The sequence below is a fragment of the Telluria sp. BA11 genome (assembly GCF_056680305.1).
Map to the genome: position 1 here is coordinate 2,362,145 of NZ_CM155275.1, position 19,447 is coordinate 2,381,591.

Sequence of the window (19,447 nt, forward strand, 5' to 3'; positions counted from 1 at the left end):
CATGGCAAGCGCGCCCGGTGGGCGCGCTGCTTTTTTTGTTTGACCTGAATCTGCCCCAGCAGTGATCCGAGAGTTCCATGACCAACAGCCCCGACTTCGACTTCCGCAATAATTTTCCTTCCGACTTCACCTGGGGCGTGGCCACCAGTTCCTTCCAGATCGAGGGCGCTGCCGCCGTCGATGGCAAGGGGCCGTCGATCTGGGATACCTTCTGCCTGGACCAGAACAATATCAAGGATGGCAGCGACGGCATCGTCGCTTGCGACCACTATCACCGCTACCAGGAAGACGTCGGCATCATGGCCTCGATCGGCGTGGACGCCTACCGCTTCTCGTTCGCCTGGGCGCGCGTGCAGCCGGATGGCAAGGGCGCCTGGAACGAAGCGGGCTTCGATTTCTATGACCGCCTGCTGACCGAACTGGAAAGCAAAGGCATCCGCGCGCACGCGACCCTGTACCACTGGGACCTGCCGCAAGGCCTGCAGGATGATGGCGGCTGGCTCAATCGCGAGACCGCCTACCGCTTCGCCGACTACGCGCGCGAGATCGCGCGCCGCTTCGGTAACCGGATCGAGGCAATCGCCACCCACAACGAGCCGTGGTGCACGGCCAACCTGGGTTACGGCAATGCACAGTTCGCGCCCGGCGTGGCCGACCTGAAGCAATCGATCCAGGTCTCGCACCACCTGCTGCTGTCGCACGGCCTGGCCATGAGCGCCATGCGCGAAGTCGGCAGCAGCGCGCAGCTGGGCATCGTATTGAACCAGTGGACCGCCGATCCGGCCACCGATTCGCAGGCCGACCGCGACATGGCCGAATTCGAGTACGCACGCTCGGTGCAGTGGTTCATGGACCCGATCTTCAAGGGCCGCTACCCGGAACTGGCGCTGCGTGGCCATGGCGAGAACGCCCCCGTCGTTGCTGACGGCGACCTGGCCATCATCCACCAGAAGATCGACTTCCTCGGCTCGAACTATTACTTCCGCTCGTGGTGCAGCGCCAGCACCCCGCCCGTGCCGGCGCCGGCGCGCCACGGCGTGACCGACATGGGCTGGGAAATCTTCCCCGAAGGCCTGTCCGAACTGCTGCTCAAACTGAAGGCCGAGTATCCCGACCTGCCGCCGGTATACATTACCGAAAACGGCATGGCCAATCCGGACGTGCTGGAAAACGGCCGCGTGCATGATACGGCGCGCATCGCCTACGTGCGCAGCCACCTGGCCGCGCTCAAGGACGCGATGGATGCGGGCGTCGACGTGCGCGGCTACTTCCTCTGGAGCCTGCTCGACAACTTCGAGTGGAATTCGGGCTACGCCAAGCGCTTCGGCATCGTGCACGTGGACTATGCGAACCAGCAGCGCACGCTGAAGGACAGCGCGCTGTGGTACCGCGAATTCATCGCCAGCCGCATCAAGGCTTGATCAACCGGATCGATCATGCGCCCTGCCAAAACCGTATCACCGCTGCTGTGGGTCCCGACCGGCTACTTCACGATGGCGCTCGGCTACGTGATGCTCACCAGCGTCACCGCCATCATGTTCAAGAATCTGGGCATGGACAACGGCCGCGCGGCCCAGTATTCGAGCCTCCTGATCCTGGCCTATACGGTCAAGCCGCTGTTCGCGCCGTTCGTCGAGATGTACCGCACCAAGAAGTTCTTTGTGTTGTGCTCGCAGCTCGCCATCGGCGCCGGCTTTGCCGGCGTGGCGCTGCTGATGGAACTGCCCGGCTACATGACGTTTTTGATGGCGATCTTCTTTGCGCTGTCGTTCATCGGCGCGACGCAGGACATCGCCAGCGACGGTGTGTACGTCACGTCGCTCGACGCGCGCGCGCAGTCGCTGTACTGCGGCATCCAAAGCCTGTCGTGGAATATCGGGCCAATCGTCGCTGCCGGCGGCATGGTCTACCTGAGCGGCTACCTGCACACCCATGTGTTCGGCCATGATCCGGGCGTGTTCGGCCCGGACTGGATCGACGCCTGGCGCATCATCTTTCTGCTCGTCGGTGGCCTGACGCTTCTGATGGCGCTGTGGCACTGGCGCTTCATGCCCGATGGCGCGCGCGCCGCCGACACGCCATCGAGCGCGAAGGATGCCGGCCGCATTTTGGTCGACGCCTTCGTCACGTTGTTCCAGAAGCGCGGCGTATGGCGCATGATCGCGTTCGCATTCCTGTTTCGCTTCAGCGTCGGCCTGCTGGAAAAGATCGGCCCGTTCTTCATGGTCGACCCGGCCTCGAAAGGGGGCCTGGGTCTGTCCAACGAAATGCTGGGCCTGATTTACGGCACCTACGGCCTGGCCGCGGTGCTGGTCGGCTCGCTGCTGGGCGGCCTGTATGTCGCCAAGCGCGGCCTGAAGTCGACGCTGTTCGTGCTGTGCTGCGCGATCAACATCCCGAACGTCGCCTTCCTGGTCATGAGCATCTACACCCCATCGAGCCTGGTCCTGATCACGCTGGGCGTGGCCATCGAAAAGTTCTTCTTCGGCTTCGGCGCGGTCGGCTTCATGATCTACCTGATGCAGCAGCTCGCACCGGGCAAGTACACGACCACGCACTATGCGTTCGGCACGGGCCTCATGGGCCTGTGCGGCATGGTCACGGGCGTCATCAGCGGCCACCTGCAGGAGATGATGGGGTACGTCGCCTACTTCGGCCTGGTGATGGTCGCGACCATCCCGTCGTTCATCGCCACCTGGTACGCGCCGTTCTATCACGATGACGGCAGCACGCCGGCGGCGGGCGTCGGCACGGATGCCAAGACGGTGCCGGCATGAAGCGCACCGTGCTCGCCACGGCGCTGCTGACGCTTGCTGCCAGCGCCGGATCTGCAGAGATCAAGGTCAATGCGGTGGGCTTTCTGCCGCAATCGCACAAGCTGGCCGTCATCCCGCAGGCGCCAGGTGCGAACCGGTTCGAGGTCGTCGACGCTGACGGCAAGGTCGTGCTGGACGGCGCGCTGGGCGCGGCGAGCCGCTGGGCGCCGTCGGGCGAGACCGTGCGCGTGGCCGACTTCAGCGCATTGACGCAGGCCGGCGCCTACCGCGTCCGCGTGGGCAGCCTGGTCTCCGATCCGTTCACGGTCGCCCAGGACGGCTACCGCGCGCTGGGCGACGCGGCCCTGAAGGCGTTCTACTTCAACCGCAGTGCGATTGACCTCACGCCACAGTTTGCCGGCGCGTGGGCGCGACCGGGGGGCCATCCGGACGACAAGGTGCTGGTGCACGCGTCGGCGGCATCCAAAGCGCGCTCGCAAGGCACGGTCATCGCCAGTCCCAAGGGCTGGTACGACGCCGGCGACTATAACAAATATGTGGTCAACTCGGGCATCTCGACCTACACGCTGCTGGCCGCGCTCGAGCACTTCCCCGATGTCTTCAAGCGCGACATCGGCATTCCCGAATCCGGCAATGGCGTGCCCGACATCCTCGACGAGGCGCTGTGGAACCTCGACTGGCTGCTGACGATGCAGGACCCGGCCGATGGCGGCGTGTACCACAAGCTCACCAACCTGCGCTTCGACGGGATCGTGATGCCGCACGCGGCGTCCACCACCCCGCGCTACGTGGTGGCCAAGAGCACGGCAGCGGCGCTCGATTTCGCCGCCACGATGGCCACCGCCAGCCGCGTGCTGGCGCCGTACGAGGCGAAGTGGCCGGGCCTGTCGCAGCGCATGCTGGCGGCGGCGCAGGCTGCGTGGCGCTGGGCCGAGGCGCATCCGAACGTCGTCTTCAAGAACCCGAAGGATGTCGTCACCGGCGAATACGGCGACGCGCAGCTGGCCGACGAATTCGCCTGGGCAGCGGCCGAACTGTTCATCGCGACCGGGCAGAATAACTATGCGCAGGCCTTCATGCGCCGTGATGCTGCCTTGAGCACGCCGGCCTGGAGCGATGTGGCCGCGCTGGGCTGGACGTCGCTGGCGCACCACCGCGCCCGCCTGAAGCCCGGCATCGACCGCGCCCTGATCGAACGCCGCATCGACGCGCTGGCCAGCCAGCTCGCGAAACATGCCGATGGCGGCTACCGGGTACCGCTGGCATCAAAAGACATCGTCTGGGGCAGCAATGCGGTAATCCTGAACCAGGGCATGATGCTGCTGCAGGCCTATCGCATCAACGGCACGCCTGCCTACCTGCAGGCGGCGCAGTCGAGCCTTGACTACGTATTGGGCCGCAACGCCACCGGCTACACGTTCGTCACGGGCTTCGGCGCGCGCCCGGTCATGCATCCGCACCACCGGCCATCGATGGCCGACGGCGTGGCCAGCCCGGTACCGGGCTGGCTGGCCGGCGGCCCCAATCCGGGCCAGCAGGACGCCAAGGACTGCCCGCCGTATCCGAGCAAGCTGCCGGCGCTGTCCTATCTCGACCACGCATGCAGCTACGCCGCCAACGAGGTCGCCATCAACTGGAACGCGCCGCTGGTGTACGTGACCGCGGCGCTGTCCGCACTCACGCCCCATGCCATGACCGACACTGCCACCGTCTCGCTTGCCGCGCTGCTGCGCGAAGAACAGCAACTGCAATTCGACCGCTTCGACGATGCCACCGCGCGCGCCGTCGGTGCGCAGCTGGTCGCGCGCGCCGAGCGCGAACGCAAGACGGTGACGATCCAGGTCACGCGTGGCGACACCGTGCTGTTCAAACAGGCGATGCCAGGGGCGTCGCCCGATCACGCCGACTGGATCCGCCGCAAGAACAACCTGGTCGGACGCACCGGCCACAGCTCGTTCTATACCCACAACGAAGTGCGCCAGGGCGGGGGCGACCATGATGCGCTGCCGGGCCTGAACATGCGCGACTATGCGGCCCACGGCGGGGCCTTCCCCGTGATCGTGCGCGGCCAGGGCGTGGTCGGCACGGTGACTGTGTCCGGGCTGCCGGGGCCGGACGACCATGCGCTGGTGGTCGCGGCGCTGAAGGACTATCTGAAGCCCGCCTCGCCCTGACGGGTTTTCATCCCCGCCAGCAGTGACGTGAGCTGGCGCATGTCGGCCGGCTTGACCAGGTAGTGGTCAAACCCGGCCTGGGCCGCCGCCTGGCGGTCGGCATCGCTGCCGTAACCGGTCAGCGCGATCAGCAACGGCGCGGCGGCGCCCATGTCCGCCTTGATGCGCCGCGCCAGCTCGCGCCCATCCATCTCGGGCAGGCCGACGTCGAGGATGCAGGCGTCCGGCTGCGCTCCCAGAATCCACTGCAGGGCCACGCGCGACGCGTGTTCGACCTGCACCCGGTGGCCATCTGCTTCGAGCAGCAGCGCCAGCGAGGTCGCGGCATCGGCATTGTCGTCCACCACCAGGACATGGCGGGCCGCACTGCGCTGCGCATGTTCAACAGCTGGTGCCGCGGCGGGCGGCGCGGCCTGGTCGCTGCTGCGCGGCAGGATGACCGTGAACGTGCTGCCCCGGCCCGGCCCGGCGCTGTCGGCGCGCACCTGGCCGCCATGCAGCTCCACCAGATTCTTTACCAGCGCCAGCCCGACGCCCAGACCGCCCTGGGCCCGATCGGGGGTGCGCTGCGCTTGGGTGAACAGGCCAAACACGTCAGGCAGCAGCGCAGGCGGAATGCCCATGCCGTTGTCCTGCACCGTCAGCACGGCGACGGCGCCCGTCACACGCAGCGACACCACCAGGCTGCCACGTTCGGGCGTGTATTTCGCCGCATTGTTGATCAGATTTGCCAGCACCTGGATCAGGCGCTTGGCGTCGCCGTCCACCGGCACGGGGGTTGCGGGCAGCTCGGTGCGCAGACTGTGGCGTTTCAGCTCGATCAGCGGCTGCACCTGTTCCAGCGCCGCCGTCACCAGCTGACGCAAATCGAGCGGCGCGCGATCGAGTTCGATCATGCCGCGCGTGACGCGCGAGACGTCCAGCAGATCGTCCACCAGATGAACCATGTGCTCGACCTGGCGCGTGATGATTTCGCTGGTGCGCCGCACCTGGCCCGGATCGGTCGCATACACGCTCTTGAGCAGGCGGGCGGCGGTGCTGATCGGCGCCAGCGGATTGCGCAGCTCGTGCGCCAGCATCGCCAAAAATTCGTTCTTGCGCTCGGCCGCCAGGTGCAGCGCCTGCAGCGCCTCGTTGCGTTCGCGCTCGGTCAGGGTGCGCGTGACTTCCTGGCGGTACAACTGCCAGGCAAAGCGCCACACCACCGCGATCAGGATCACCAGCTGGCCCCAGACGAACAGCCAGATCATCGTGGTCAGGTCGATGTCGCGATTGGCCGAGCGCACTGCGCCGGTGGCGATCATGCCCAGCACGACCGGCGCCAGCACCAGCGGCAGCACCAGCTGGCGCAGCGTGCGGCCGCCGGTGCTGGCGCCGGTCAGCGCGACGACCATGCCCTGGTCCGGGCGCAGCAACAGGATGGCAGCACTGACAAGCACGAAGGCCAGCGCGGTACGCAGCGACGTGCCGCGCCCCGGCAGCAGCTGGTACAAAAAGGTGTCTTCGGCGGCGAAGCCCGCCAGTGTCAGCAGCGAAAACAGCGCGACGCCGGCAGCGAGCGCCTGCGCCAGGCCCACGGTGCGGCGCCCGCCGATCAGGTTCAGGCTGATGCCCAGTACAACGAACAGCCCCACCGTGAGCGGCGCCGGCAGGCTCCACGCGTTCCCCGCAGCGCCCAGTCCGAGCGACAGCGGCGCCGGCGCCCAACCGGCAAGGCGCATCGTCACGCCAGCCAGACCAAGCGCCAGGACCAGCAGCGCCGGCACGTGGCTCGCCCGCGCAGCAGCCGGCGCCGCTCGCAGCATCAGCAGCAGGCTGACAGCGGCGCACGCGAAGCCGAGCGCACTGTAAGGGTACATTTGCGGCTGGCCGGGCGCCGCGCCGATCAGGAATGGCGCGTGCCATGCCCAGCCTGCGAGCGTCGCAGCCGCAATCAGCAGGCAGGCAATGGCAGCGCCAGCCGGGATGGCGCGGGAAACGGGAAACGTCATCATGAATCGCATGGGTTGTTCGAAGCGCCCCCGCAGATAGTCACCGGGACGAGCCCGACATCGTACCAGCCCTCGCATCGAGCACGGACAACCACCTGCAAGCCGGCTTTACGCCGCTTTACATTTGCTCCCCTGTTGCATGCCAGGTGCGCGGCCGTTAAAAAGAGACGACTCGCCACAGGACAGACATCATGGTTTCCAGCATCAGCAGCAGCACCCCAACCCAGGCAACCCAGGCACCGGCCGCCCGGAACAATCCGGACCCGACGGTTGCCACCCCCGCCGTGGTCACCACGACCGACGATCAGGACAACGCTCCCGCGCCGACCCAGAGCGCCGAATCGGCCGCCAGCGCGCGCCTGGGCGACCAGTTGAACGCCCAGGCCGATGCGTCGCGCGTGCAGCGCGCCGTTGATGAAGCCAGTACTGAGGCCAGTACCGACAGCGGTACGGCCACGGACAGCGAAGCAGCCACCGAAACCGCAGCGGCCGTCGCCCCGACCGGCGGCGCACCTGCCGCCGCCGCATCATCGGCCACATCCACCACATCGGCCACGACCAACGATTACGTTGCCGAGGCCGACACCGATTCGGACAAGACCGTCAGCGACGACGAACAGGCTGCCTACGACACCAGGCTGCGCCAGCAGGCCGAAGCGGCCGCCGCGACGAAGGCGGCGGCGGCAAAAGAAACCGCGCCACAGGACGCGCTGACCGCCGAAGTGCGCGCCACGTATGGCGTCGATGAAGCCGCCGAACCGGTGCTGAATATCACTGCCTGAAGCCGGATAATGCTGCGCTGCACCCGAAGTTATCAGCAGTAAAATCGAAATAAACGACGAACGCGTTGTAGTCAGGTCGTCAACTACGGTAGAGTGTCGCATTCCGAGAAGTATTTCACGAGGCGGCGCATGCCAGAATTCAGCCCAACTACGCCCCCCGGATCGTTGCTTGCCAACTATCTGCATGCCTGCTTTGCCAGGCTGCCGGATGCCATCTGGCGCCCAGCCGACCAACAATCACTCTCGCCGATGACCACGATGGTGCGCAACGTACCTGTGGCACCCGCGACGCACGCCCATGGCGCGGCGCATGCAGTACGCACGCGCGCGCCGGAGAACACCATGAATCACCCTCAAATTGCCCTGCGCCTGTGTGCGCGCCGTTACATGTCGCACTGCCCCGAAGGATGATGTCGATGACCTCACTGCCACTGATCCTCCTCGTCCTCCTTCCTTTCGCCGGCGCATTCGTTTCCGCCTGCCTGCCCATCGGGTCGCGCAACCGGCCCGCCGCCGTCGCCGGCGTGTTCACCCTGGCAGCGCTGCTCATTGCCATTTCCAGATTCGACGAACTCGGCGCCGGCCAGATGGTGCTGACGCGCTACGAATGGCTGCCGCTGTTCGGCCTGGACTTCATCATGCGGATGGACGGCCTGGCCTGGCTATTCTCGATCATGGTGCTCGGCATTGGCCTGCTGGTGATCCTGTACGCGCGCTACTACATGTCCAAGCGCGATCCGGTGGCGCGCTTCTATGCCTACATGCTCGCCTTCATGGGCTCGATGATGGGCGTGGTCCTGTCCGGCAACCTGATCCAGCTGGTGGTGTTCTGGGAACTCACCAGCCTCACGTCCTTCCTGCTGATCGGCTACTGGCAAGACAGCAACGACGCCCGCCGCGGCGCGCGCATGGCGTTCACCGTCACCACCGCTGGCGGCCTGTGCCTGCTCACCGGCGTGCTGGTCCTTGGCCACATCGTCGGCAGCTACGAGCTCGATGCGGTGCTCGCCGCCGGCGACCAGATCCGCGCGCACGACCTGTACCTGCCGGCCCTGGTGCTGGTGGCACTGGGCGCACTGACCAAGAGCGCGCAGTTCCCGTTCCACTTCTGGCTGCCCCATGCGATGGCCGCGCCGACGCCCGTCTCGGCTTACCTGCACTCGGCCACCATGGTCAAGGCCGGCGTGTTCCTGCTGATTCGCCTGTTCCCGGCGCTGGGCGGCACGGCCGAATGGACCTGGCTGATCGGCGGAGCCGGCGTCATCACGCTTCTGCTCGGCTCCCTGTTCGCGATCTTCAAGAGCGACATGAAAGGCTTGCTGGCCTATTCGACCATCAGCCACCTGGGCCTGATCACGGTGTTGCTCGGCATCGGCTCGCCGCTGTCGGTGGTGGCGGCGATTTTCCACGTCATGAACCACGCGATCTTCAAGGCGTCGCTGTTCATGGCTGTGGGCATCATCGACCATGAAACCGGCACCCGCGACATGCGCGTGCTGCGCGGGCTGCGCCGTGCGATGCCTGTTACCGCCGCGCTGGCCATCGTGGCGTCGGCCTCGATGGCCGGCGTGCCGCTGCTCAACGGCTTCCTCTCGAAAGAGATGTTCTTTGCCGAGACCGCCCACGTGGGCGGCACCGAAGACTGGAAGATGTCGTATGCGGCCGTGGCCATGGGTATCTTCAGCGTGGCCTATTCGCTGCGCTTCATCAGCGTGTTCTTCGGCCAGCTGGCCAAGGACCTGCCGCAGGAGCCGCATGAGCCGGTGCGCTGGATGCGCTTCCCGGTCGAGTGCCTGGTGGTGCTGTGCATCGCCGTGGGCGTGATGCCCGAGCGCGTGGTGGGCGACATCCTGGCCGTGGCCTCGAGCTCCGTGCTGGGCGCGGCCATGCCGGCCTACGATCTGGCGATCTGGCACGGCTTCAACCTGGCGCTCGGAATGAGTGGCGCGGCCCTGGTGCTGGGCGCCCTGCTGTACTGGGTGCTGCTGCGCCGCCACGATCTGCGCGAACGCACGCGTGTTCCGGTCTTGCACCGTCTGAAAGGCGCACAAGCCTACGAGAACACGATGCTGGCATTGACGCTGGGCGCCAACTGGCTGATTCACTGGACCGCCACCCGCCGCCTGCAGCCGCAGCTCCTGGTCATGATGACACTCATGATCGTCGTGCCGCTGCTGCTGGTCGATCCGTGGCCCGGCCTGCCCGCCGTGAACCTGGGCCAGATCGAACCGCTGTTCGCCGCCCTGTGGCTGATCGGCGCCGGCTGCGCCGCGGGCGCCGCCTACAAGGCCAAGTACCACCGCCTGGCTGCCCTGAGCATGGTCGGCGGCACCGGCATCGTCACCGCACTCACCTTTGTGTGGCTGTCGGCGCCCGACCTGGCGCTGACCCAGCTGATGGTCGAAACCGTGACCACGGTGCTGATCCTGCTTGGCCTGCGCTGGCTGCCGCCGCGCCTGGTACCGAAGGTACTCAAACTCACGAAAGCGCCGCCAAGCACCTGGTTCCGGCGCTCGCGTGACGGCCTGATCGCCGTCGGCGGCGGCCTGGGTATCGCTGCGGCCAGCTATGCGGTACTGATGCGCGCCCCGCCACCGTCCATTGGCGAATTCTTCGTACTGCGCGCGCTCACGGAAGGCGGCGGCTCGAACGTGGTCAATGTGCTGCTGGTCGACTTCCGCGGCTTCGACACGATGGGCGAGGTGACCGTGCTGGCGGCTGTCGCGCTGACCGTGTATGCGCTGCTGCGCCGCTTCCGCCCCGCCCCCGAGTCCATTGCGATTCCCGTGCAGCAGGCCAGCGACGTCGATCCGACCAAGGACCAGGCGCCGGCCGTACAGGCACGCAGCGGCTACCTGATGATCCCGGCCGTCTACCTGCGCCTGTTGCTGCCGGTGATGGGCGTGATGGCGGCCTATTTCTTCATGCGCGGCCACAACCTGCCCGGCGGTGGTTTCGTGGCGGGCCTGATTTTTGCCACCGCGCTGATCGTGCAGTACATGGTTGCCGGCACCGACTGGGTTGAATCGCACCTGCGCCTGCGCCCGCACCGCTGGATCTCCTGGGGCCTGTTCTGCGCCTGCTTTACCGGCATCGGCGCCTGGTTCCTCGGCTATCCGTTCCTGACCAGCCATACGGCCCACCTCGACCTGCCCCTGCTGGGCGAACTGCACGCACCGAGCGCGTTCATGTTCGACCTGGGCGTATTTTTGGTCGTCGTCGGTTCCACCATGCTCATCCTCGTCGCGCTGGCCCACCAGTCGCTGCGCAGCCACCGCCTGGCGGCTGACGCCACGCGCGCCACCATCCCACCTGCCAAGGAGATCCTCTGATGGAGCTTGTTCTGTCGCTTGCCATCGGCATCGTGTTCGCCTCTGGTATCTGGCTCGTCCTGCGTCCGCGCAGCTTCCAGGTGCTGTGCGGCCTGATGCTCATGTCGTACGCCGTCAACCTGTTCATCTTCTCGATGGGCCGCTTGTGGCTCAATGCGCCGCCGCTCACGCCGGCTGGCACCCTGCCCAATCCGGCCATCATGGCCGATCCGCTGCCGCAGGCGCTGGTCCTGACGGCGATCGTGATCGGCTTTGCCACTACCGCCCTGTATCTGGTGGTGATGATCGGTTCGCGCGGCCTGACCGGCACCGACCACGTTGACGGCAAGGAGCCCGAGTTATGAGTCTGCCCTGGACCCAGCACCTGATCCTGGTGCCGGTAATACTGCCGCTGCTGGTCGGCGCCGCACTGGCTCCGCTCACGCAGGGCTGGCACCGCCTGAAGTTCTGGCTCAGCTACGCCTCGATCCTCGGCCTGGTGGCCAATGCGCTGGCGCTGATCCACATGACCGACGGCGGCGTGTGGCAGGACGGCATGGGTATCTACCTGGCCGCCAACTGGAGCGCGCCGTTCGGCATCGCCCTGCTGGCCGACCGCCTGAGCAGCATCATGCTGTTGCTGACCGCCGTGCTGGGCCTGGCCGCGCTGCACTTCACCAAGCTGCGCTGGGGCCGGATCGGCGTGCACTTCCATACCTTGTTCCAGTTCCTGCTCATGGGGATCAACGGTGCCTTCCTGACCCACGACCTGTTCAACCTGTTCGTGTTCTTCGAAGTCATGCTGGCGGCTTCGTATGGTCTCGTGCTGCATGGATATAACGCCGAGCGTATCCGCGCCAGCATGCAGTACATCGCCATCAACCTGGCCGCCGCCCTGCTGTTCTTGCTCGGCATCGCCCTGATCTACGCGACCACCGGCACCCTGAACATGGCCGATGTGGCAGCACGCGTGCCGCAGCTGGCGGGCGACGACCTGGCGCTGTTCAAAATCGGCGTCACGCTGATGGCGCTGACCTTCCTGACCAAGGGCGCCATGTGGCCACTGGGCTTCTGGCTGCCGACCACCTACGCGGCGGCCTCGCCCCCGGTGGCGGCGATGCTGGTGCTGATGACCAAGGTCGGCGCGTATGTGGTGCTGCGCCTGTGGCTGCTGATCTTTTCGGACGACGCGGGCGCTGCGGCAGGCTTCGGCCAGGACGCGCTGCTCTACGGCGGCATGGCAACCATCGTGTTCGGCGCAGCCGGCATGCTCTCGACCGACAACGCCGGGCGCATCGCGGGTTATGCAGCGACCGTCTCGTCCGGCACCCTGCTGGCGGTGATCGGCTATGGCCTGCCGAACCTGGTCACGGCCGGGCTCTACTACCTGATCGGCTCGACGCTCGCGGTGGCTGCATTCCTGCTTCTGATCGAACTGATCGACCGCATCCGCACCCCGCGCTCGGCAATGCTGGCGCTGACCATGGAAGCCTACGCGGTCGAGGATACGCCGGACGAACCGGTCGGGCGCGGCGTGCCGGCCGTGATGGCCTTCCTGTCGCTGGCCTTTACCGCCTGCGCGCTGATGATCGCCGGGCTGCCACCACTGCCTGGCTTCATTGCCAAATTCGGCATGTTCCATGCGGTACTCCATCCGCAGGTCGTGGCCACCAGCGCCCCCGGCGTCATGACGATGCCGGCATCGATTCCCACTGCCGGCTGGGCACTGATCGTGCTGATCGTGCTGTCAGGCCTGATCTCGGTGATCTCGATGATGCGCTTTGGCGTACGCACGTTCTGGGCCAGCGGCATACTCGAGGCGCCCAAGCTGCACCGTACCGAAGTCGTGCCGATCATGTTCCTGCTGGCGCTGGCGGCCGGGATGACGGTGCAGGCCAATGCACTGTTTGGCTACCTCGCGCGCGCCAGCGATGACCTGCATCATCCGGCAACCTATATCGGCCGGATTCTGTCCGAACCGTCCCTGCCCGGGCCGGCCACCTCGCCGGCGCCGCCGGTCAACCTGACCCCGGAGGCGCCATGAAACGCTGGCTCCCCCACCCAATCGTCTCGCTCCTGCTGTGCGGCCTGTGGCTGCTGCTGAACCAGACGCTCTACCCCGGCCACATCCTGCTCGGGCTTCTGCTCGGCATTGTCGTCCCGATCCTGACCCGGCACCTCAACCCGCTCGGTTACCCGCGCCTGCGCTCGCCGATAGTCGCCCTTCGCCTGTTGAGCTCGGCACTGATCGAGGTGGTGCGCTCGTGCATCAACGTGAGCCGGGTGATCGTGTTCAACGACTACGCCAACCTGAAAGCCCAGTTCATCCGGGTGCCGCTGACGATGCGCAATGAATACGGCCTGGCCGCGCTGTCGTGCCTCATCAACATCACGCCGGGGACAGTGTGGACCGAACTCGATCCGGAGAGTCACGAGCTGATCCTGCATGTGTTCGACCTGCATGATGCGGCCTGGTGGGTCGAGACCATCACCACCCGCTACGAGCAGCCCCTGATTGAAATCTTCGAGAAGAAAGGCCCCCATGGCGACCCTGCTTGAACTGTCGATCGGCTATGCCCTCGTCTGCACGCTGGCGGCGATGCTGCTGTGCTTTGTGCGGCTGCTGATCGGGCCCTCGGCCCACGACCGCGTGCTGGCGCTCGACACGCTGTGGATTTGCGGGATGCTGCTCGCGCTGGTGCTGGGCATCCGCTTCGGAACCCAGGTGTATTTTGAAGTGGCGATGCTCATCGCGCTGATCGGTTTTGTCTCGACCATCGCAATCGCCAAGTTTTTGATGCGTGGGGAGATTATCGAATGAACGGCATTGCACAACTTCCTGGCTGGGCTGCACTCATTGTCTCGCTGCTGCTGATCGTGGGTGCGAGCATCGTGCTGATCGGGGCCCTGGGCCTGGTGCGCCTGCGCACCTTTTACCAGCGCATCCACGGCCCGGCGATCACGGTCTCGCTCGGCGCCGGCAGCCTGCTGCTCGCCTCGATGCTCTACTTTACCGTGGCCCGCTCACGGCCCGTCGTGCACGAGATCATCATCACCCTGTTCGTCCTGCTCACGGCGCCCGTGGTGTCGATGATGATCATGCGCGCCGCCGTCTATCGCGACCTGCGGGCACGCAGGGCCGATGCCGGGGCAACGGCAGGCGATGTGTACTCGATCGTGGATGAAAAGTAGGCACATCAGGGCCGGATGAGCGCCCCGCCATGCTCTGACGTTGAGTAAATACAACAGCGCTGTCCACCGGATGGCGCGATGCAGCAATGATAGCGCTATCAACTTACGCTCCATAACGCTGAGCCGAGAGCGCGTTTCCACCCACTGTTCCTGTCCAGGAACGCCGCAAATCCCATCAGAACACACTGCGTTGCAACATTGATATCTGGTTTACAAATTTCATCACCTCGACAACACTGAAAAAAAGCGCGATGTTAGCGCTAACGAATTGAGGAGATACGATGTCGGCAAGCAGCACATCCCCGGCCCTGCGCTGGGTTGTCATGGGTGTCAGCGGATCGGGCAAAAGCACGGTGGGGGCCATGCTGGCCGCCCATGATGGCGTCCCGTTCCTCGAAGGCGATGCCTATCATCCGCCCGCCAACGTCAGCAAGATGAGCGCCGGCATCCCGCTCGACGACGACGACCGCGCCGGCTGGCTTGCCAGTCTGGCCGGCGAAATCCGCGCCGCGCGTGAACAGGGTCATGGCCTGGTGCTGTCCTGCTCATCGCTGAAGCGGCGCTACCGCGACCTGCTGCGTGACGCCGATCCGGCGCTGCGCTTTGTCCACCTGGCCGGCCCGCGCGAGCTGATCGCCACGCGCATGACAAGCCGCCCCGGCCACTACATGCCGCCGTCGCTGCTCGAGAGCCAGCTGCGGATCCTCGAGCCGCTGCAGCCCGACGAAGCCGGCCTGACCCTCGACATCACGCTGGCGCCGCAGGCGCTGATCGAAAGCATCACGGCCAGCGCCTGACCATCAGCGCAGCCCTTACCGATTTGCCAGCAGGCGCAGCCACCCACCCATAGAGGCGGCGCGCTTTCAACCAACGAGCATCGAGGAGACAACCATCATGCGCACACCCGTTCAACGCACTCTCATCAGCCTGGCCGTGGCCAGCGCCTGCTGGATGGTCGGCGCCGCCGCCCACGCCCAGCAAGCGCAAACCGAGCCTGCCACCGACATCACACCCGAGGCGAGCGCGCCGGAGGCCACGCCGGCAGCGGCAGAACCGGCTTCCACGTCCGTGGTGCGCATCTCGGGCTCGCGCATCGCCGCCCGTGGCTTCTCGCAGCCGACGCCCACCACGAGCCTGAGCGCCGCCGACCTCGAAAAGGCGGCCAAGCCGAACCTGTTCAACACGCTGACCGAACTGCCGGCGCTGCAGGGCAGCACGGGCCGCACGACCAGCACCAACAGCACCAGCAGCGGCATCCAGGGCCTGAGCTCCCTGAGCCTGCGCGGCCTGGGCACGATCCGGACCCTGACGCTGCTCGACGGCCAGCGCGTCGTCGGCGCCAACGTCACGGGCGTGACCGACGTGAGCCAGTTCCCGCAACTGCTGGTCAAGCGCGTCGACGTGGTCACCGGCGGCGCCTCGGCGTCGTACGGCTCGGATGCCGTGGGCGGCGTCGTCAACTTCGTCACCGATAAAACCTTCACCGGCTTCAAGTCCAACGTCCAGCTGGGCCAGACCAAGTACGACGACGACCGCGGCGCCACGGTGCAAGCCGCCTGGGGCCGGGCCTTCCTCGACAACCGCCTGCACGTGACGGCCAGCGGCGAATTCACGAAAGAAAACGGGATCGAATCGCCCGGCATCGGCGGCATGGGCCCGAACGGCCGCACCTGGTACCAGAACCCGGCGTATTCGGTGCGCCCATTGAACCAGACCGGTGACGGCCTGCCGCAATACCGCGTGATCTCGAACGCGCAGCAGTACCAGTACTCGAAATACGGCCTGATCACGAACGGCCCGCTGCAGGGCACCGCATTCGGCGACGGCGGCGTGCCGTACCAGTTCCAGTATGGCTCCAATGGCCGGCCGACCGGCACGGGCGCCGTCACCGGCTGCGTCAATCCGTTCTGCATCGGCGGCGACTTGAGCGGCAGCGTGGGCTCGGGCACCAACCTGGCCATGAACTTCAAGCGCCAGGTAGCCTACACCCGCGTCTCGTACGACCTCGATGCGGACAACCAGGTCTACTTCACCGCCAACTACGGTCAGGTCGCCTCGCGCTTCTCGCCCAACCCGGGCGCGGCCAAGAACGCCAATCTGACCATCCAGTGCTCGAACCCGTTCCTGCCGGCGTCGATCCTGGCCGCCTGCGCGCAGAACAACATCACGAGCTTCCAGTACGGCACGGCGAACGCGATCTTCCCCGAAAACATCGATGTGCAGCCGACCCGCACCCAGCGCCGCTTCGTCATCGGCGCCGAAGGCCGGTTCGACCTGTTCGGCAAGTCGTGGGGGTATGACGCCTACATCACGCATGGCGAGAACAAGACCAATCTCGATGCGAACAACATGACGATCAACCGCCGTTACAACGCCGCGATCGACGCCGTGCGGGCGCCGAACGGCCAGATCGTGTGCCGTAATCCGGTGGCCGCCGCATCGGGCTGCGTGCCGCTCAACATCATCGGCAACAACGCGGTGGATCCAGCCGCCTGGGCCTATATCGCGCCAGAAAACGGCCCGCGCCAGCGCACCACGCAAAGTCAGGACGTCGGCAGCTTCAACATCAATGGCGAATTGTTCGAAGGCTGGGCCGGTCCGGTGTCGGTGGCCACGGGCGCCGAATACCGGCGCGAGAAGTACCGCGTACGCGGCGATGCCTACGGCAACGGCGTCACGCCCGCCTCGCCGAACAACGCCATGTATCCGGTCGACCCGCTGCTCGACACCACGGTCGGCAACAACTGGTACGCCGGTAACTTCCACAACGGCGACGGCAGCTACAACGTCCGTGAAGCCTACGTGGAGCTGAATATCCCGCTGCTGAAATCGGCCACCTGGGGCGAAGCGAACCTGAACCTGGCCGACCGCGAAACCAAGTACAGCACCGCCGGCAGCGTGGGCAGCTGGAAGATGGGCGCGACCTGGCAAACGCCGGTCGACGGCCTGCGCCTGCGCGGCGTGACGTCGAAGGACGTGCGCGCACCGAACCTGAGCGAGCTGTATGCCGCGCCGGTGGTGGTCAACAACGTGGTGCAGTACCAGGGCAACACGATCAGCGTGCAGGAGCGCACCGTCGGCAACACGGCGCTGCGGCCCGAGATCGCCCGCAACAATTCGTTCGGCATCGTCCTGAGCCAGCCAACGTGGGCGCCCGGCTTCTCGGTGTCGCTCGACTACTTCGACATCAAGGTCAAGGGCGTGATCGCGGCGCTGACGATCCAGCAGGAAGTCGACCTGTGCGTGGCCGGCAACCAGGAAATCTGCTCGGCCATGGTGCTCAACAACCCGGGCAACAACTACGTCACGGTGCAGAACTTCAACCTGGCTTCGCTGCACACGAAGGGCTTCGATATCGAGACCTCGTACAGAACAGGACTCGAACGAGTGAACCTGCCAGGACGCTTCACGTTCCGCGCGCTGGGCACGCGCAACCTGCACTTCATCACCGATACGGGCGTGGTCGGCACGATCCCGGTGGACGCCGCCGGCTCGAACATGAGCAACACGCCGAAGTGGAAAGTGCTGGCGCAGCAAACCTGGGAGCACGACAAGCTCAGTCTGACGCTGACCGAACGCTGGGTCAGCGACGGCACCTACCGCAACGACTTCATCGAGTGCCAGACCGGTTGCCCGGTGTCGACGCTGATCCACCCGACCATCTACAACAACCGGATGAAGGGCGCGACCTACTTCGACCTGGGCGGCAGCTACAACGTGTCCAAGCAGTTGCAGCTCTACTTCAAGATCGACAACCTGGCCGACAAGGATCCGGAACCGGCACCGCAGACCAACGCCAGCTACGGCATCAACCCGGCACTGTATGACGTGGTCGGTCGCACGTACCGGGCCGGCCTGCGCTACGGCTTCTGACCGGCCGGCGGCATGCTCGATATCGTATCGGTACTGCTGGCGGTGGGCCTGCTCACGCTCTTGATCGCGTGGGGCAAGGTTCAGCCCCTGCTGGCCTTCGTGGCGGCGTCGCTGCTGGCGGCGCTGCTGCTGGCGGCGCTGCTGCTGGGGGTGCCGCTGGCGCGCATCCCCGGCGCCATCGAAAAAGGCATCGGCGACCTGCTTGGCTCCCTGGTGGTGATCATCTGCCTGGGCGCCGTGTTCGGCAAACTGATCGCCGACAGTGGTGCGGCGCGCCGCATCGCCACCTGCCTGGTCGATGCGCTGGGGCCGCGCCGCCTGCCGATCGCCTTGACGATCACCGGCTTCGTGGTCGGCATCCCGCTGTACTACAACGTCGGCTTCGTGCTGCTGGTGCCGCTGATCTTCTCGCTCGTCTACAGCTCGGGGCGCCCGGCCGTGGCGCTGGCAATCCCGCTGCTGGCGGGCCTGTCGATCGCGCACGGCTTCCTGCCGCCGCACCCGTCGCCGGTGGCGCTGGTGGCAGCGATCCACGCCGACATGGGCACCACGCTCCTGTACGGGATCCTGGTGGCGGTGCCGACCCTGATCATCGCCGGGCCGGTGTTTGCCATGACGCTCACGCGCATCCAGGCCAAACCGGCCGCCATCTTCCAGGAGAGCCAGCAGGCGCCGATTGCGGCGCTGCCCGGCGCGTTCAACAGCTTCGCCACCGCGCTGCTGCCGGTGCTGCTGCTGGGTGCGACGACGCTGCTGACGATGGCGCGGCCTGACCTCAATGGCGTGCTGGCGTTCTTTGCCAATCCGCTGGTCGTGATGCTCGTGTCGTATGCGGTGGCAATCGTCTCGCTCGGCCTGGCGCAGGGCCGCTCGTTCGTTACCGTGATGCAGGGCCCGGCCGAGGCGATGCGCGAGATCGCACCGATCCTCCTGATCATCGCCGGCGCCGGCGCGCTCAAGCAGGTGCTGGTCGAATCGGGCGTCAGCGCGGACCTCGGCGCGCTGCTTTCGGGCTTGCCGGTGTCTCCGCTGGTGCTGGGCTGGCTGGTGGCGACCGTGATCCGCATCTGTCTTGGTTCTGCCACCGTGGCCGGCGTGACGGCCGGCGGCATCGTCGCCCCGCTCGTCCAGAGTTCGGGCGTCGACCCGAACCTGATGGTGCTGGCCATCGGCGCCGGAAGCCTGATGTGCAGCCACGTCAACGACTCCGGCTTCTGGATGTTCAAGGAATATTTTGGCCTGTCGCTGCAGGACACGTTCCGCTCCTGGACGCTGATGGAAACGCTGGTCGGTGTCTTCGGCCTGCTGTTCGTCCTGCTGCTGTCCCAACTTTTATTGCTGTGATCC

15 protein-coding genes are annotated in these 19,447 nt (G+C 66.1%); 14 read left to right on the plus strand and 1 reads right to left on the minus strand.

From position 1 onward, the window contains the following. Positions 1–77: 77 nt before the first annotated feature. The 3 genes from AC1MGT_RS10345 to AC1MGT_RS10355 are packed head-to-tail and all read left to right on the plus strand — an operon-like array spanning position 78 to position 4,951. Positions 78–1,421, plus strand: coding sequence for a GH1 family beta-glucosidase (locus AC1MGT_RS10345; RefSeq protein ID WP_499504092.1), 1,344 nt, complete (start codon positions 78–80; stop codon positions 1,419–1,421). A 15-nt stretch (positions 1,422–1,436) separates the two neighbouring features. Next, complete coding sequence (locus AC1MGT_RS10350; RefSeq protein WP_499504093.1) at positions 1,437–2,777, plus strand: MFS transporter; 1,341 nt, start codon at positions 1,437–1,439, stop codon at positions 2,775–2,777. After that, positions 2,774–4,951: a heme-degrading domain-containing protein gene (locus AC1MGT_RS10355; RefSeq protein ID WP_499504094.1), complete on the plus strand. Its 2,178-nt coding sequence runs from the start codon at positions 2,774–2,776 to the stop codon at positions 4,949–4,951. The genes AC1MGT_RS10350 and AC1MGT_RS10355 overlap by 4 nt, the downstream gene beginning before the upstream one ends. Here AC1MGT_RS10355 and AC1MGT_RS10360 read toward each other — a convergent pair. Continuing rightward, positions 4,927–6,954, minus strand: coding sequence for a hybrid sensor histidine kinase/response regulator (locus AC1MGT_RS10360; RefSeq protein WP_499504095.1), 2,028 nt, complete (start codon positions 6,952–6,954; stop codon positions 4,927–4,929). The genes AC1MGT_RS10355 and AC1MGT_RS10360 overlap by 25 nt on opposite strands. Before the next feature lie 179 nt (positions 6,955–7,133). Between AC1MGT_RS10360 and AC1MGT_RS10365 the strand changes: the two genes are divergently transcribed. The 11 genes from AC1MGT_RS10365 (at position 7,134) to AC1MGT_RS10415 (ending at position 19,444) form a co-directional block, all read left to right on the plus strand. Next, positions 7,134–7,724, plus strand: a complete 591-nt coding sequence (locus AC1MGT_RS10365) for a hypothetical protein (RefSeq protein WP_499504096.1) — start codon at positions 7,134–7,136, stop codon at positions 7,722–7,724. 129 nt (positions 7,725–7,853) lie between these two features. Beyond that, positions 7,854–8,135, plus strand: coding sequence for a hypothetical protein (locus AC1MGT_RS10370; RefSeq protein ID WP_499504097.1), 282 nt, complete (start codon positions 7,854–7,856; stop codon positions 8,133–8,135). Positions 8,136–8,140: 5 nt separating this feature from the next. Then, positions 8,141–11,056: a monovalent cation/H+ antiporter subunit A gene (locus AC1MGT_RS10375; RefSeq protein ID WP_499504098.1), complete on the plus strand. Its 2,916-nt coding sequence runs from the start codon at positions 8,141–8,143 to the stop codon at positions 11,054–11,056. Beyond that, complete coding sequence (locus tag AC1MGT_RS10380) at positions 11,056–11,400, plus strand: Na+/H+ antiporter subunit C (protein ID WP_499504099.1); 345 nt, start codon at positions 11,056–11,058, stop codon at positions 11,398–11,400. The genes AC1MGT_RS10375 and AC1MGT_RS10380 overlap by 1 nt, the downstream gene beginning before the upstream one ends. Further along, positions 11,397–13,079 (plus strand): monovalent cation/H+ antiporter subunit D, encoded by a 1,683-nt coding sequence (locus tag AC1MGT_RS10385; protein WP_499504100.1) that lies wholly within the window; start codon positions 11,397–11,399, stop codon positions 13,077–13,079. Before AC1MGT_RS10380 ends, AC1MGT_RS10385 begins: the two co-directional genes overlap by 4 nt. Continuing rightward, a complete protein-coding gene (locus tag AC1MGT_RS10390; RefSeq protein ID WP_499504101.1) occupies positions 13,076–13,594 on the plus strand; it encodes a Na+/H+ antiporter subunit E in 519 nt (172 codons plus the stop codon). The genes AC1MGT_RS10385 and AC1MGT_RS10390 overlap by 4 nt, the downstream gene beginning before the upstream one ends. Continuing rightward, the gene (locus AC1MGT_RS10395; RefSeq protein WP_499504102.1) at positions 13,578–13,856 is read left to right on the plus strand and encodes a K+/H+ antiporter subunit F; all 279 of its coding nucleotides are present in this window, start codon (positions 13,578–13,580) and stop codon (positions 13,854–13,856) included. The genes AC1MGT_RS10390 and AC1MGT_RS10395 overlap by 17 nt, the downstream gene beginning before the upstream one ends. Then, complete coding sequence (gene mnhG / locus AC1MGT_RS10400; RefSeq protein ID WP_499504103.1) at positions 13,853–14,227, plus strand: monovalent cation/H(+) antiporter subunit G; 375 nt, start codon at positions 13,853–13,855, stop codon at positions 14,225–14,227. Before AC1MGT_RS10395 ends, mnhG begins: the two co-directional genes overlap by 4 nt. 281 nt (positions 14,228–14,508) lie before the next feature. Beyond that, entirely contained in the window at positions 14,509–15,024 is a 516-nt protein-coding gene (locus AC1MGT_RS10405) for a gluconokinase (RefSeq protein ID WP_499504104.1), read from the plus strand. Positions 15,025–15,121: 97 nt separating this feature from the next. Next, on the plus strand, positions 15,122–18,100 hold the full coding sequence (locus AC1MGT_RS10410) for a TonB-dependent receptor domain-containing protein (RefSeq protein ID WP_499504105.1): 2,979 nt from the start codon (positions 15,122–15,124) through the stop codon (positions 18,098–18,100). A gap of 12 nt (positions 18,101–18,112) precedes the next feature. Next, positions 18,113–19,444 (plus strand): gluconate:H+ symporter, encoded by a 1,332-nt coding sequence (locus AC1MGT_RS10415; protein ID WP_499504106.1) that lies wholly within the window; start codon positions 18,113–18,115, stop codon positions 19,442–19,444. Positions 19,445–19,447 lie beyond the last annotated feature (3 nt).

Bases quoted from the DNA above. Each gene is read 5' to 3' on its own strand.
- AC1MGT_RS10415 (WP_499504106.1), top strand. From the start codon at position 18,113: ATGCTCGATATCGTATCGGTACTGCTGGCGGTGGGCCTGCTCACGCTC.
- AC1MGT_RS10395 (WP_499504102.1), top strand. From the start codon at position 13,578: ATGGCGACCCTGCTTGAACTGTCGATCGGCTATGCCCTCGTCTGCACG.
- AC1MGT_RS10385 (WP_499504100.1), top strand. From the start codon at position 11,397: ATGAGTCTGCCCTGGACCCAGCACCTGATCCTGGTGCCGGTAATACTG.
- AC1MGT_RS10350 (WP_499504093.1), top strand. From the start codon at position 1,437: ATGCGCCCTGCCAAAACCGTATCACCGCTGCTGTGGGTCCCGACCGGC.
- AC1MGT_RS10405 (WP_499504104.1), top strand. From the start codon at position 14,509: ATGTCGGCAAGCAGCACATCCCCGGCCCTGCGCTGGGTTGTCATGGGT.
- AC1MGT_RS10370 (WP_499504097.1), top strand. From the start codon at position 7,854: ATGCCAGAATTCAGCCCAACTACGCCCCCCGGATCGTTGCTTGCCAAC.
- AC1MGT_RS10355 (WP_499504094.1), top strand. From the start codon at position 2,774: ATGAAGCGCACCGTGCTCGCCACGGCGCTGCTGACGCTTGCTGCCAGC.
- AC1MGT_RS10360 (WP_499504095.1), bottom strand. From the start codon at position 6,954: ATGCGATTCATGATGACGTTTCCCGTTTCCCGCGCCATCCCGGCTGGC.
- AC1MGT_RS10365 (WP_499504096.1), top strand. From the start codon at position 7,134: ATGGTTTCCAGCATCAGCAGCAGCACCCCAACCCAGGCAACCCAGGCA.
- mnhG (WP_499504103.1), top strand. From the start codon at position 13,853: ATGAACGGCATTGCACAACTTCCTGGCTGGGCTGCACTCATTGTCTCG.
- AC1MGT_RS10375 (WP_499504098.1), top strand. From the start codon at position 8,141: ATGACCTCACTGCCACTGATCCTCCTCGTCCTCCTTCCTTTCGCCGGC.
- AC1MGT_RS10380 (WP_499504099.1), top strand. From the start codon at position 11,056: ATGGAGCTTGTTCTGTCGCTTGCCATCGGCATCGTGTTCGCCTCTGGT.
- AC1MGT_RS10345 (WP_499504092.1), top strand. From the start codon at position 78: ATGACCAACAGCCCCGACTTCGACTTCCGCAATAATTTTCCTTCCGAC.
- AC1MGT_RS10410 (WP_499504105.1), top strand. From the start codon at position 15,122: ATGCGCACACCCGTTCAACGCACTCTCATCAGCCTGGCCGTGGCCAGC.
- AC1MGT_RS10390 (WP_499504101.1), top strand. From the start codon at position 13,076: ATGAAACGCTGGCTCCCCCACCCAATCGTCTCGCTCCTGCTGTGCGGC.